General features: G+C 66.4%; 7 protein-coding genes. 3 read left to right on the forward strand and 4 right to left on the reverse strand.

The annotated features are described in order from the left end of the window. Window positions 1-51 precede the first annotated feature (51 nt). Both ACYX7E_RS18300 and ACYX7E_RS18305 read left to right on the forward strand, forming a co-directional pair. Window positions 52-945 (forward strand): rhamnogalacturonan acetylesterase, encoded by an 894-nt coding sequence (locus ACYX7E_RS18300; protein ID WP_462082047.1) that lies wholly within the window; start codon window positions 52-54, stop codon window positions 943-945. A 162-nt stretch (window positions 946-1,107) separates the two neighbouring features. After that, entirely contained in the window at window positions 1,108-1,785 is a 678-nt protein-coding gene (locus ACYX7E_RS18305; protein WP_462082048.1) for an alpha/beta fold hydrolase, read from the forward strand. 83 nt (window positions 1,786-1,868) lie between these two features. Here the strand turns inward: ACYX7E_RS18305 and ACYX7E_RS18310 are convergent, their stop codons facing one another. The 4 genes from ACYX7E_RS18310 to ACYX7E_RS18325 all read right to left on the reverse strand — a co-directional run bounded on the left by ACYX7E_RS18310 (window position 1,869) and on the right by ACYX7E_RS18325 (window position 12,956). Beyond that, complete coding sequence (locus tag ACYX7E_RS18310; RefSeq protein WP_462082049.1) at window positions 1,869-5,669, reverse strand: LamG-like jellyroll fold domain-containing protein; 3,801 nt, start codon at window positions 5,667-5,669, stop codon at window positions 1,869-1,871. Between the two features lie 82 nt (window positions 5,670-5,751). Then, the gene (gene pelA, locus ACYX7E_RS18315) at window positions 5,752-6,864 is read right to left on the reverse strand and encodes a pectate lyase (RefSeq protein ID WP_462082050.1); all 1,113 of its coding nucleotides are present in this window, start codon (window positions 6,862-6,864) and stop codon (window positions 5,752-5,754) included. Window positions 6,865-6,985: 121 nt separating this feature from the next. Beyond that, window positions 6,986-9,928, reverse strand: a complete 2,943-nt coding sequence (locus tag ACYX7E_RS18320) for a TonB-dependent receptor (RefSeq protein WP_462082051.1) — start codon at window positions 9,926-9,928, stop codon at window positions 6,986-6,988. Window positions 9,929-10,172: 244 nt separating this feature from the next. Further along, window positions 10,173-12,956, reverse strand: coding sequence for a TonB-dependent receptor (locus ACYX7E_RS18325; protein WP_462082052.1), 2,784 nt, complete (start codon window positions 12,954-12,956; stop codon window positions 10,173-10,175). A 235-nt stretch (window positions 12,957-13,191) separates the two neighbouring features. Between ACYX7E_RS18325 and ACYX7E_RS18330 the strand changes: the two genes are divergently transcribed. Then, entirely contained in the window at window positions 13,192-14,214 is a 1,023-nt protein-coding gene (locus tag ACYX7E_RS18330; RefSeq protein ID WP_462082053.1) for a sugar kinase, read from the forward strand. The last annotated feature ends 86 nt before the right edge of the window (window positions 14,215-14,300 follow it).

A 14,300-nucleotide genomic window follows, 5' to 3' on the forward strand; every position in this document is an offset into this window, starting at 1 on the left:
CCGCCCCTCCACCGCACCATCGCGCCCTGACCAGACACTGCCCCCACCGACATGGACACACCCCGCCTCGCCTCCCTGCTGTTCGTCGCCTGCGCCATGGCGGCCATGACCGCCTCCGCGATCGCCCGCACGCCGCCGCCTGCCGACCCCGACCGCCCTGCCGCCACGCCGGTCCGCGCCAGCAAGATCGTGCTGGTCGGCGATTCCACGACGTCCGTGCTCAGCGGCTGGGGCGGTGCGTTCTGCGACCAGCACGTGCAATCGTTCCTGGCCTGCGTGAACCTCGCGCGCGGCGGTCGCAGCAGCGACAGCTACCGTGCCGAAGGCTCCTGGGACATCGCCCTGCACGAGATGCGCGCGGGACCCTACGACGCGGTCTACGTGCTGCTGCAGTTCGGACACAACGACCAGCCCGGAAAGCCGGGCCGGTCCACCGACCTGGCCCGCGAATTCCCCGCCAATCTGCGTCGCTACGTGCAGGAGATCCGCGCGGCCGGCGCGCAACCGGTGCTGCTGACGCCCTTGACCCGCCGCCAGTTCAAGGACGGTGTGCTGATCGACGATCTCGGCGACTGGGCCGACGCCACGCGCGCGGTGGCCGCCGAACTCGACGTGCCGCTGGTCGATCTGCTGGCGCGCAGCCGCCGCGTAGTCCAGGGGCTGGGGCCGGTCGCATCGATGCGGCTGGCGCAGCGCCCGCCCGAACCGCACCAGGTCACTGCCGCGCAGGGCGGCACGACGGTCGGCAAGACGCCGCCTGTCGACGCGGCCGCAGCGTCGCCTGCAGCGTTGCAGAACCATGCGGTGTTCGAGCCGATGGGCCAGGCCAGGCTTGCCTTCGACTACACCCACCTGGGGCCGGAGGGCGCGGCGCTGTTTGCCGCCGTCGTCGCCGATGAGCTCGCACGCGCAGTGCCGGCGCTGCAAGCAAACCTGATTCCCTGAGACCGATGCACGGGTCGGGTTCACTAATTCCCTGGGCCGCCATCGTCGAGTCAACAAGCACGCGGCATCGAACACGCCCCCCCTGATCGAACGTGGACGACCGTACCGCTAGACTTGCACGATCGATATCGGAGCAAGCGATTGATCCAACCCATTCCCCTGATGCTGTTGCCCGGACTGCTGTGCGACGCGCGACTGTGGCGCGACCAGATCGACGGGCTCGGCGACATCGCGCGGATGCAGGTCGCCGACCTAGGCCAGGACGACAGTGTTGCCGCCATGGCAGCGCGCGTGCTGGCGCAGGCGCCGCCGCAATTCGCACTGGCCGGCCTGTCGATGGGTGGCTATGTCGCGTTCGAGATCCTGCGCCAGCAGCCGGAACGTGTACAGCGCTTGGCCTTGCTCGATACCAGTGCCGCACCGGACTCGCCAGAACGTGCGCGTCAGCGGCGCATGGGCATCCGGGCGATCCGCCTGGGCAAGTTTGTCGGCGTCACCCGGCAGTTGCTTCCACGGCTGGTGCATGCCCAGCATGTCGGCGGCGAGGTGGGCGAGCAGGTGCAGGCGATGACGCGACGCGTCGGCCCGGAGGCCTACCTGCGCCAGCAGAACGCGATCCTGGGCCGCCCGGACTCGCGACCGTTCCTGCGCGACATCCGAATACCAACCTTGATCGTGGTCGGCGACGACGACGTGATGACGCCGCCGGAGGAAGCCGAGGCGATCCACGCCGGCATCGCGTCTTCCCGCCTGCATCGCCTCCCGGTCTGCGGCCACCTGCCGTCGATGGAACAACCGGAACGGACGACCGCGTTAATGCGGCAGTGGCTGCTGGACTGAGGGTCGCGATATGACGCCGGCGGCGCAGTCCACGCCACCGGCGCGTCAGTCCTGCGGCAACACGCGCGCCATGGCGCTGCCGATCAAGGCAACGCCAGCGTGTTATTGAGCCGGGTGACTTCCTCCGCATCGCCCGCGCCACCCGCACCGTCCAGGCCGACCCGCACGCGGACCGCGCCCGGGCTCGCCGGCAGGTGCACTTGTGTCGTCCGCGGCACCAGGTCTGCGGGGGCCTCCAGTGCCGGCAACGGCACGCGCGACAGCACGCGACCGCGCGCATCCTCTAGCGCCGCGTAACCGATGCCGGTACCGACATGGCCGAGGCTGTGCACGGTCAGTTCGATCGCACCTTCGACCACGCGCAGGTCGCCACGGCCGATGCCGAGGTCGGGACGCTGCTCCACCGGCGTGCCCGGCTGCAGCCGCTCGAATTCCATCACCACGGTCTGCCCGGGCGGGAACACCACGTCGACCGCCGCGCTCTTCTCCAGCATGAACTCGCGCGTGCTGGCCTTGCCGTCGATGCGGTCGTCGCCGTCGCGGTCGATCCCCGACGTCATCCGCCACTGCCCGGCCTCGATGTTCCAGCCGGTCATCTGTGCACGCTGCGGCCTGTTGCCGAGGTTGTAGCCAACGACCTTGAAGCGGTCGCGGCGCGGGCCCGGCACCAGGATCGCCACCTGCTCGGCGCCTTCCTCCTGTTCGAAGCGCCAGCTGACCGTATGCCCGGGCCAGCTCTGGTTGCGCTTCAACGCGATGCCGCCCAGGCGTGCGCGCTGCAGGAACTCGCTCGGCGCCTCGACGCGATCCGACCACCAATGGCCTTCAGTGTTCATGTACTCGCGCTGCGCCTTGGCCTGGATGCCATCGGCGTGCAGCGCTTCGAGGTAGGCCTTGTCGCCGGTCTGCTGCCACGCGACCAGGCTCGGGAAACCGAGGCTGCCCTTGTCAGCCGCATCGACCAGCCGCTTGCCCCAGTCCTGCTGCCTGCCGAGGATGTCGATGAAATTTTCGCCCAGGTTCGACAGGCCGCCGGGGCCGCCGCGGGCCACACGATACTCCAGCGGCTGCAGGTATTTGTTGTCGCCGGTCCAGCGCCACGCGGCCCAGAACAGGTGCATGGTGTCGCCCCCGCCGGAGCCCTGCAGCAATTCGCCGCCGCGCGTTTCCCCGGTCGCCCAGTTGATCTCGTTGGGCAGCGCCCACTGCCCGTCCTCGGCAGTGTAGGCATGCGCGAGATAGCCATCGGCCAGGCCGGTGACCAGTTTGCGTCCGGTGGGATCGGCGTTGTAGTCGCCCAGCAGGAAGGCCGGGTGCAGCGCCGGGAACGAATACGGCTTCTGCCATTGCCAGTTCGGTTCGCGATAGACCTTGTTGCCGCCGAACCAGTTGCTCGACCACAACAGGTGTCCCTGTGGATTGGGCAGGATGATGCGTTCGTCGTAGGCCTTGACCGTTTCCATCAACCGCTCCAGCGTCAACGGATCGCCCCAGTTGAGGTAGAGCATCGCGCTGTTGCTGTTGATGCCTTCTTCATAGGCATGCAGCTCGTCGGTCTCGATGGTGCTGAGGCCGTTGCTGAACATGCCATTGGCGTAGACCGCTTCGGCCAGGGCGGTCAACGAGGCGTTGATCCTGTCGGGCTGCACGCCCATCAAGGCCAGTCCCGGCCATTGCTGGGTCAGGTCGGTATCGTCGGACAGGCCGCCTCCGAAATCGCCGAATGCGACCTGGCGGTGGTCGATCCACCAGTCGATGAAGCGACGCACGTGCTTGAGGTCCTCGGTCTGGCGGAACGCCCACAACGGCACGCCGGCCGGCGCCTGTGGCTGCTCGAACGGCGGCTTGCCCTGGCTGTTGTAGCTGATGTAGTTCCAGTACAGGCGTCCGAGTGCGTGGTCGGGATCCACGCGCAGCAGATCACTGAGGTCGGCATAGACGCGCGCGTACAGGCGCTGCCGCTTCGACGTGGTGTGTTCCTCGACCAGGAAGCCCCAGTTGTCGCGCACCTGGTTGAAGCGGTCGGCCACGTGCTCGCGCAGCGCCTCGTCGCGAGGCTTGAACACCATGCGCACTTCGGCGCCATCCAGCGACGCAGCATTGAACCCGGGCGCCGCCGACGCGATGCTGATCCACAGGCTGTCGGCAGTCAGGATACGGTCGCGCAGGTCCAGCCACAGCGTGCGTTTCTGTCCCGGCTTGACCGACACCGACACGTCGATCATGTCGCGCGCCGGCCAGATCGGGTCCTTGACGCGGATGTTCAACGCGATCGCACCGTCGTGCGTCGCCGGCAGGTCCAGCGCCGGCAGGTCGATGGCGACACCATCGAGGCCGTCGTACATGTTCTCCCAGCTGTGCGCCCAGCTCCGGATCAGCGGCTGCGCGGCCGGCGCATCGCCGACCCCGGACGGGATCAGCACATGCACGATCGGCTCCGGCGACGCCGGCAGCGTGGCGGCCTCGCGTCGGCGCGAGCCGGCGCCGCGTGGCAGCGCCATCACCGTGCTGCGCTCCGCGGCCGGATAGCGCCCAGCGATGTAGTCGCGCAAGGCGGCGATGTTGAGATAGTCAGGCAGCGCCTGGCTGTCGATGACATAACGCTGCTTGACCGTGCCTTCGGGCTCGGCCGCATCGCTGACGCGATACGCCCAGATCTCCTGGATCGGGGTCTCCTGCGCGGCATTGGTGAAGCGCAGGTGGCCGCCACGCCGCGCGTCGAACTCATCGACGCTGCGCACGATGCCCTGGCCACGCTCGAACAACGGCTGCTGCGGATCGAACTGCGCGCCATGGCTCATCGTGCCGAAGGCGGCGCCGCGCAGCTCGATGCGGTTGAACGGTTCGTCGGGCATCGCCAGGTCGAGCGCTTTGCCGCCCTCGACGTAGGTATTCCAGTCCGGCAGCTGGAAGTAATCGTTGCGGCCGGCCAGACGCGAGCGGTTGTAGACGCCCGGCCACGTGGTCTCGGCGATGCCGTCGGTGGCCTTCCACATCCACTGCTTCTTGTCCTTGGTATCGGCGAACTCGATCTTGCGGATCGTCGTCGTCGACGCGCGCAACAGCGGCGGCGCGCGGCCATGGTCCCAGCCATGCCGGTGCAGCCACGCCTGGCGGCGGTCGCCATCGGCCTGCGCGCTGCGCGGCTCGGCCTGCCTGGCCAGCGCGGCGATGCCCGGCGCATCGAGCATGCGGTCGTAGACGCGGATCTCGTCGAAGTCGCTGCCACGCAGGAAGTTATAGCGGCTCTGCACCTGGTACGGCGCCATCACGCGTCCGGCCAGCCCGAGCTGGTCGAGGGCGGCGTCGTAGTCGGCCGTGGTATCGACGCGCGCGACCTCGCGGCCATCGACATGCAGGCGTACGCCGAGCGCCTCATCCCACGCGAACGCCAGGTGCGTCCAGTCGCTGGCAGCCGGCAGGGCATCGAGCTTGAACGACACCCGCGTACGCGCCAGGTTGGCGTCGGTCACGAAGGCATCGAAGCCGTGACCGTTCCAGTCGATGCGCAGCCAGGCCATGTCCCAGCTGCTGTGGTCGGCATAGCCGACGCGGAAGATCACGAACGGCGCTTCGCCGACGGCATAGCGCGGACGCCAGAAGAACGACAGCGTGCCGCGCTGTGCCTGGATGTTGCCGGGTGCGTTCCATGCCAGCACGCCATCGTCGGCCCACTCGATCGCCGAGCCGCGCACGCCGGTCGGCACGATAGCGACCTTGTCCTGGAAGTTCGGCACCGCGTCGCCGGCCGCGGTATCGGCGACAAAGCCCTGGTCGGCCGACACATGGAACAGCAGTGCCGGCGGCCCGCCGGCCATGGCCGGTGCATGCAGGCACAGCGCCAACAGGGCGGCGGCACGGCATCGCTTCAACAGCACAGTCATCGTCTTTCCTTCAGGAATGCGAACACGCGACGCCCTGCGCAACCAGCGCGCCGGCACCGCCCGTCGACCACGGCCGACCTGTTCATGGATTGTCGCCGGGATCGAACGCCCCGTCGCCTGCGGTGTCGGCACCGGCACGTGCACCCCCCGCCTTCAGTCGGTTGCGCCAACGTGGCAGTTCCTGGCGCAGCAGCTTGTCGGGCCAAGTGCCATACCAGGCATACCCGACCCGGCGCTCGTGGGGGACCTGGTCCAGCCGCGTGAGCCACCTACCTTCGCGATCGGAGAACAGCGGCCGGCCCTGTTCGAGGTCGTGGAAGCGCGCCCACAACGATTGCCCCGGCGCCGAGACCACGACCACGTCGCGGTCCGTCGGTTGGCCGGGCGCCTCGACGGTATCGAGCGCGACGTCGCGCTGACGGCTGGCCTCGAACCAGCGTACCGCCGACTCGACCGCCTCGATCATTGCAGGCGACGGCGTGGGCTGGCGCATCAGCAGGCGCACGACGCCCGCCGATTCCGATGTCGCCAGCGCCGGCAGCTCATAGCTGCGCGCCCGTGCCGGCTGCAGCGAGACCTCGTCGTACTGCGCCGCCCAGATGGTGACGACGCCCTGCACCCGGACCTGTGTCGCCAGCAGGCACTGCAGGCCGCGCGCCAGCGCCTCGGCGGCGGGCTCGGCGAGCGTCGGCGACAGCGCGGCCATCGCGCCCTTGCCTTCCACGATGTCCTGCAGCAACGCCAGCACGCGCGTCATCGCGTCGTCGTTCAACGTGATCTGGTGGCGGTACGACGAACGATCGGGATAAAACTGCGGCCAGCCGCCGTTGCGGTACTGCGCGGCCAGCAGATAGGCGACGCCACGTTCAGCCGCAGCCAGATAGCGTGGATCGCCGCTGCGTTGCCAGGCACCGGCCAGGTACGCGATCTCGCGGGTGGTCGCCTTGTTGTCGATGGTGGCATCATCGACGCGCGCCGGATCGCGCAGCGCGGCACGCTCGCGCGCGTCGTAGTGGCGGGCGTCATCGACCGCCTTACCGTTGTAGTGCTTGGACCAGCCGCCGGACGCGGTCTGCAACAGCAGCATGTTCTCCGCGACCGGATCGGGCTCCCTGGCTCCGGTGGTGCCGGCGGGATCAGTGGCGCCGGCAGGCGAGGCCTGCAGCAGAAGGCACAGGGCCAGGACCGCCAGCATGCAGGCGGCAGGCCATCGCGCCCCAAAAAGAACGGGGCCCACGGGGGGCCCCGGGAGGACATCGGATCGATGACGGTCTCTATTGCTCGCCGCTTTCTGCATGCCTGTAAACGATCTGGATCTAGAAGCGATAACGCACGCCCGCGAAGTACTGCCGGCCCGTATGGTGGTAGACCGAGGTACTGCCGCGATAGGAATCGACGTACTGGTGGTTGTAGGCGTCGTTGAGATTGAGGCCTTCCAGCGTCAGCGTCAGCTGCTTGTTGAGCTTGTACTGGATGCTGGCGTCGACGCTGCGCGTACCACGCTTGCCTTCGACATCGTTGCCGTTCTGCCCGGGCACGCGCTGCAGGTAGTCGTCGCGGTAGGCCAGCGACGCGCGGGCGCTGAACCTGCCGTTGTCGTAGTACAGCGTGCCGTTGTACGACGTCGGCGACAGGTTCACCAGGTCTTCGACGAAGGTGATGTCCGAATTGGCGACATCGGCATTGCCGTAGGTGATCTCGGACGCAACGCGCGTGTAGTTGAGCTGGATGCCGAAATCCTTCCAGACCCCGGGCAGGAAGGTGAAGGGCTGCTGGTAGTTGAGCTCGAAACCCTTCAGCGGACCGCCCGGCGAATTGACCCATTGGCGGAAATCGACTTCATCGGTCGGATCGGCGGTGGGCGGCAGCCATTCCAGTGGCAGGCCAGTCTGGTCGTAGGGCAGCGCGGCGCGGAACTCCTGGATGTAGGTGTCGATGTCCTTGTAGAACACCGCCGCCGACAGCAGCGCGCCCTCGGCGAAGTACCACTCCAGGCTCAGGTCGTAGGTCTTGGCACGGAACGGATCCAGGAACGGATTGCCGATGCGCGCGGTGTGCTGGCCGCTGGTATTGAAGGTCAGGCCCGAGCCCGGGTTCAACGACGCCAGCTGCGGCCGCGCCATGACCTTGGCCGCACCGAAGCGCAGCACCAGATCGTCACGCAGGTCCCAGGCCAGGTTCAGCGAGGGCAGCACGTCGCTGTAGCTGTGGTCGTAGGTCACCTCGGTGCCGCCGCCGACCGAGGTATAGCCGCTGGCGATGATCTCGGTGCGGGCATAGCGCACGCCGACGTTGCCGCGCAGCGGGCGGTTGGCCAGGTCGAGGTTGAAATCCAGCTGCAGGTAGCCGCCGGTGTCTTTCTCGTAGATGCCGAAGTTGTTGATGCGAGCGCTGCCGTTGGTGAAGCTCTCCAGGCGGAAATCGCCACCGGGGATGCCGGTATCGCAGTTGCAGTAGATGTCGAACAGTCCCGCGATCGCACCAAGGTCCGGGATCACCCACGACGACGGCGCGCTGGCGCCCAGTCCTTTGCCGAAACCGCTGATCACGGTGCTGATGTCGGCCATGCTGACACCTGCCGGCAACGCCGGCACCACGGTCTCCAGCGCGCGCCGCGAATCCACCGAGCTCATGTCGAACTGTTTCCACGACAGTCCGCCGCGCACCGTGAACGCCTCGTTGACGATGAAGGCCAGGTCCACCTTGGCGTTGTCGAAATCATTGCTGGTGGCCTGCGGGCGGATGCGGATCTCCGAGCCGGTGCTGTTGGACGGCGGCGAGCTGATCCAGTTCCAGGCATCGGGGTTGCCGGGATCGAGCGTGCCGTAGTTGATGTCGGGCAGGTTCGCGTTGCGCCGGAAGTCCCAGCTGTAGCCCTGCAGGTTCTGGATGTCGAAGGTCACCGTAGTCTGGCGCGGATTGCGGAAATCCGAGCTCGACGTGCCGACCAGCGCTTCCAGGCTGAGGCGGTCGTTGAAGCGGTGTTCAAGATTGAAGCCGAGCTGCTTGAACTCGGTTTCCAGTTCGTCGTAGCGCGACTCCGAGCGCACGTCGACATTGTCGAACACGCCGTAGACCAGGTTGCCGCGCTCGTCGACCTCGGCCGCGCGGACGATCGTCTGGGCCTTGCCGCCCTGCGAGGAATTGCGGCTGAAGGAGATCGTCTGCAGGAAGTCTTCCTGGCGCGTGGCCTGCAGCTTGGAATACATGCCGTCGACGCTGAGCGTGGTCTGGTCGGCCAGCTTGAACTGCAACGAGCCGGTGACGCCCAGGCGCTCCTGGTCGTGGCTCAGGCGGCCGTAACGCGGCAGGCGCGGATGGAAGGAATCACGTGCGGTCTCGTAGGCGGCGATGTTGCCGGCCGTGCCTGCCGGACGCGGGATGACCACACCGCCCGCGTTCGCGCAATGGGTCGCCGACGAACCGCGTCCACCGTTGTTACCGGGCAGGCGCGGGTCGTAGCCCAGCGGACTGCAGAACGTGGTCGTGCCCGAGGTTCCGCCTTCGGCCCAGCGCACGCTGCTGAAACCTTCCTCGAAGATCGAACGCTCGCTATAGGACGCCGACAGCAGGGCCCCGATGCGACCATCGGCCCAGGTGTTGGAGACCAGCCCGGAGAAACGCGGATGCAGGTCGCTGTTGAGATCGTTGTAGCCGCCCTTGGCGGCGACGGTCGCGGTGAAGCCATTGAAGTCGAACGGGCGCGACACCCGCAGGTCGACAGTCGCACCCAGCGAGCCCTCGTCGATCTGCGCCGACTGGGTCTTGCGCACGCGCACGTTGCTGAAGAGCTCGGACGCGAACACGTTGAAATCGAAACCGCGGCTGCGGTTGGCGCCGCCGGAACTGTCGGTGGCGCCGGTGGTGCTCAGCGCTTCCATGCCGTTGATGCGCACGCGCGAGAAATCCCCGCCAAGCCCGCGCACGCTGATCGAGCGTCCCTCACCCGCATCGCGGTCGATGGTGACGCCCGGCACGCGCTGCAGCGCTTCGGCGAGGTTGAGGTCGGGGAACTTGCCGATGTCTTCGGCGACGATGGCATCGATCTGGTCGGTGCTGTAGCGCTTGGCATCCAGCGATGCTTCGAGACTGGCACGGTAGGTGCCGGTGACGACCATACGGTCGAGGTTGGTCGGATCTTCGCTGCGCGTGCTTGCGTCCTGCGCCAGTGCCGCTGTGGTGGCGACCTGCAAGACCAGGCCGATTCCCATTGCGAGTGCGGTCAACGGCAACTGTGGCCGTGGATTTCCATCATGCATCGTTCCCCTCCCGAGGGTTCATTTGTCAACAAGGAACAGGCTCGCGAAGCATCCCCCTCCACGACTGTCCCGGCATCCCTGGTGTTCATGCGGATCCGCTTCACACGGCCCGCGCCATCTCCGTACCCCAGCACTGCTCGCCCCGTGACGTCCCGGGTGACTCATGCCAGCTCGCCCACAACCGCGCTGGCTCCCTCCATTGAGGGAGCCAGGGCAGGGTCTGACGGACATCAGGTCGTCGTCATCAGAACTTGTAGCGGAATCCCACCATGTACTGACGCCCGGTATGGGTATACGAAATGCTGCGATCACCCAGACTGTCGATCCACATGTCGCTCCACTCGTCCGTCAGGTTGAGCCCTTCCAATGAAACGCTGAAGTTGTCGTTGAAGTTGTAGGAGATCGAGGCGTCGATCGTGGTGTTTTCCTTGGTCCCTTCCATGTCGCTGCCCTCTCGACCGGGAATGGTATTGATGTACTCGTCACGATACGCGGCCGACACACGTGCCGAGAGCTTGTTGTTGTCGTAGTACAACGTCGCATTCCACGCATTCTTGGAAAGACCGACCATCGGACCCTTCGCGCTCGGTGCACCGGTCGAGCTCAGATACTGGATTTCCGAGTCCACGTAGGTGTAGTTGAGCTGCACACCGAAGTCCTGCCAGAAGCCCGGCAGGAATGTGAACGGCTGCTGGTAGCTGATCTCGTAGCCGGTCAGGTCACCGCCGGGCGTGTTCAACGGCTGTGTGAAATCGAAATCATCGCTCGCGCTCACGCCCGGAGGAAGCAACGAAACCGGCAGTCCGGATGTGCTGTACGGACGCGTCTCGCGCGAGGTCTGGATGTAGCTGTCGATGTCCTTGTAGAACGCGCCAACGGAGAGCAGCGCGCCTTCACCGAAGTACCACTCGACGCCCAGGTCCAGGGTCTTGGCGCGGAACGGATCGAGCTTCGGGTTGCCCGTGGTCACGCTGCGCGCGCCACCGGCAACGCTGACGGTCGCTCCGGGATTCAGGAAGCCCAGGTTGGGACGGCTCATCACTTCGGCAGCCGCCAGGCGTACGAGGATGTCCGGCGTGACTTCCGCCACGAGGTTCATCGACGGCAGCGTATCGCTGTACTTGTGCACCACGCGGGTCGGCGCCAAGGCACCACCAACGATCGAATAGCCATCGCTGGTCAGCTCGGTATCCACACGGCGCACACCGATGTTGCCGCGCACCGGCACGGGACCGATGTCGAAGTTGAAATCACCCTGCAGGTAGAAGCCCAGCACCTCCTCATTGGTGGTCCGGTTGTTGGCGATGAGGCTGCTGAGATTGTCATACACCTGGAACGCACCAGTGTTGTCGTGAATGCCGTAGACGCGCGCGAAGTCAGCGACGCTCGGCACCACCGTGCTTCCCGCATTTCCCGCGCTGATCGAGAACTGACGCATCAGTTGCGCAAGGGCGGCACTGCTGACGAGGCCGGCGGGCGCGTTCTCATTGCGGGTTCCATTTGGCGTACCACGCCCCCATTCCCGGCTCTCGTAGGTGAAATCCTTGTAGTTCACGCCTCCCTTGAGGGTGAAGTAGGAGGACGCAATCCATGACAGGTCGAGCGATGCGGTATCAAAGCTGTTCTCCACCCATTGCGGGCGCAGACGGATCTCCGCAAGGGTCCAACCGTTGGGATCGGTGGGATCCAGGTTTCCGTAGTCGAACACAGGCAAACGGCTGTTTCCACGGTAATCCCACGAGTAGCCATCGACGTCGAACTTGTCGGCGATGACGGTGGTCTGGATGGGGTTGTCGTACGTCGACCTGGAGCTTCCGACGAGGGCGTTCAACCGGAACGCATCGGAGAAATCGTGCTTGAGCGACCAGTTCCATTGCTGGAATTCGGTGCTCTGCTCGTCGTAACGCCCTTCGGAACGGATGTCCACGTTGTCGAACACGCCATAGACGAGGTTGCCGCGATCGTCCACTTCGCCGTCCAGCACTACCGTCTGCGGCTTGCCGGTGGCGCCCGTGCGGCTGAACGACACTGCGTTGATATTGTCCTGCCAGCGGTTTGCGTCGAAACGTGCGAACAGTCCGTCGAACACCAGCTCGGTCCTGTCGTTGGGACGGAACTGCAGCGAGGTGGTGATGCCCACACGCTCCTGCTCATGACGGAACGAGTTGTAGCGGGGAATGCGGGGATGGAAAACGCCTGCACCGCGTGCCTGCGCAAACGGAGACGCTGCACTGAAGCCTCCGTTCGACGTGCCGCCGGCCCAACGTACCGAGTCGGAGCCCTCCTCGAGCACGGTGCGATCGGTATAGGCCAACGACAGCAACGCGCCGAGCTTGTTGTCGGCGAATGTGTTGCTGACCAGGAACGTTCCTCGCGGCGCGTACTCCTCCGCCAGGTCGCTGTAGCCCATCTGCCCACCGATGGCCATCGTGAAACCGTCGAAGTCGAATGGACGCGCGGTGCGAAGGTCGACCGTGGCGCCCAGCGAGCCCTCCTCGACTTCCGCAGCCGATGTCTTGCGTACCACCAGTTGTGTGAAAAGCTCGGATGCAAATGTGTTGAAGTCGAACGCGCGCCCTCGGTTCACGCCGCCGGAAGTATCGGTACCGCCGCCCGTGGCCAGACCCTCCATGCCATTGATGCGCACGCGGGTGAACTGCGGGCCAAGGCCTCGCACCGAGATGTTCCGGCCTTCGCCGCCTTCGCGCGTGATCGACACGCCTGGGATGCGTTGCAGGGACTCGGCGAGATTGAGGTCGGGGAAGTCAGCGATATCTTCCGCCACGATCGCATCGACCATGCCCGCTTCGCCGCGCTTGATGTCGACGGCCTTTTCCAGGCTGGCCCGATAGCCCACCACGGTCATCGTATCCAGCGTCCGGGTGGACGCATCCGCCGGCGTCGGCGTGTCGTCCTGAGCCACCGCGTCCTGCGCCATGACGCCACCCGCGTAGCCGCCGAGGGCGATGCCGATCGAAATCGCCAGCAAGGTAACCGGTGTCTTTTTTGAAGCCGATGTGCGACGCATAACCCCTCCCGTTGGTGGCCAGACCCCGTCTACGCGCGGTTCTTGACTCGTTGACTGTGCTTGATATGGTGTCGGCGGCAGAAATGACACCGCTGGTCAAAACCCTAACAAACATTCTTCCCCAAGGCATGCTGCGGTGCGCAAACCGGCTTGCGACGCACCTTAGTAATGTCACATGCGCGCCCTGCCCCTGGCAGCGCGGATACCACACCGGAACCTGGAGTCTCGAAGCGTCATGGCCCGAATCGTCTGTCTTGGAGAGTTGCTGCTGCGCCTGGGCGCCCCGCGCCGCGAATTCCTGCTGCAAAGCCCTGTACTGGACGTACATGTCGGCGGTGCGGAAGCCAATGTCGCGGTGTCGCTGGCGCGCTTCGGACACGATACCGCGATGATCAGTGGCGCACCCGACAATGCCCTCGGCGAAGCCGCCGTCGGCGAGCTGCGCCGGCATGGGGTCGATACCCGTCACGTGCGCAGATTCGCCGGCCGCATGGGCCTTTATTTCCTCGCCACCGGTGCCGGCCATCGTCCCAGCGAGGTGCTGTACGACCGCGCCGATTCCGCGTTCGCGCTGTCGACGCACGACCGGTACGACTTCGCGGCGGCGCTGCAGGGTGCCGACCTGTTCCATGTCTCCGGAGTGACGCCGGCGCTGGGCGCCAACGGCGCCGGCATCGCGCAGGCGGCGGTACAGGCCGCGCGCGCGGCCGGCGTGCGGGTGTCGTTCGACGGCAATTTCAGGCCCAAGCTGTGGGCGGCCTGGGACGGCGATCCGCGCACGATCCTGCATGACCTGCTGGCGCATGCCGACATCGCCTTCGCCGATCATCGCGACATCGACGTGATCCTCGGCGACAGTGCGCAGGCGCCTGCCGAACGCCACGAGACCCGCGTGATCGCAGCGGCCGCGCGCGCGTTCGCGGCGTTCCCGCGCCTGCAGCGGATCACCTCGACGATCCGCAGCCAGCACAGCGTCGACCACCACGCGCTCGGCGCGATCATGGTCACGCGCGCCGGAGATGTGCATCGCATCGAGGATCGCGAACTGCCGTCGATCGTCGACCGCATCGGCGGCGGCGACGCCTTCGCCGCCGGCGTCCTGCATGGCCTGGCCAGCGGTTTCGACGACGCCGACAGCCTGCGTTTCGGACTGGCCGCGGCCTGCCTGAAGCACGCGGTCCCCGGCGATTTCAACCTGGTCGGCGTCGACGATGTCAGCGCGCTGATGCGCGAGGAACGCCTCGACGTGAAGCGCTGACGGCAACCATCCGCACGGCGTCAACGGCACGCCGGACAATGCGTCCGGCGTCGGCGTCACGCACGAGGTGTCATCGAATCAATGGC

It is taken from the genome of Luteimonas sp. RIT-PG2_3, from assembly GCF_054902115.1.

Excerpts from the sequence above, each read along its gene's own strand:
- ACYX7E_RS18300 (WP_462082047.1), top strand. The coding sequence starts at position 52 with ATGGACACACCCCGCCTCGCCTCCCTGCTGTTCGTCGCCTGCGCCATG.
- ACYX7E_RS18305 (WP_462082048.1), top strand. The coding sequence starts at position 1,108 with ATGCTGTTGCCCGGACTGCTGTGCGACGCGCGACTGTGGCGCGACCAG.
- ACYX7E_RS18310 (WP_462082049.1), bottom strand. The coding sequence starts at position 5,669 with ATGACTGTGCTGTTGAAGCGATGCCGTGCCGCCGCCCTGTTGGCGCTG.
- pelA (WP_462082050.1), bottom strand. The coding sequence starts at position 6,864 with ATGCTGGCGGTCCTGGCCCTGTGCCTTCTGCTGCAGGCCTCGCCTGCC.
- ACYX7E_RS18320 (WP_462082051.1), bottom strand. The coding sequence starts at position 9,928 with ATGCATGATGGAAATCCACGGCCACAGTTGCCGTTGACCGCACTCGCA.
- ACYX7E_RS18325 (WP_462082052.1), bottom strand. The coding sequence starts at position 12,956 with ATGCGTCGCACATCGGCTTCAAAAAAGACACCGGTTACCTTGCTGGCG.
- ACYX7E_RS18330 (WP_462082053.1), top strand. The coding sequence starts at position 13,192 with ATGGCCCGAATCGTCTGTCTTGGAGAGTTGCTGCTGCGCCTGGGCGCC.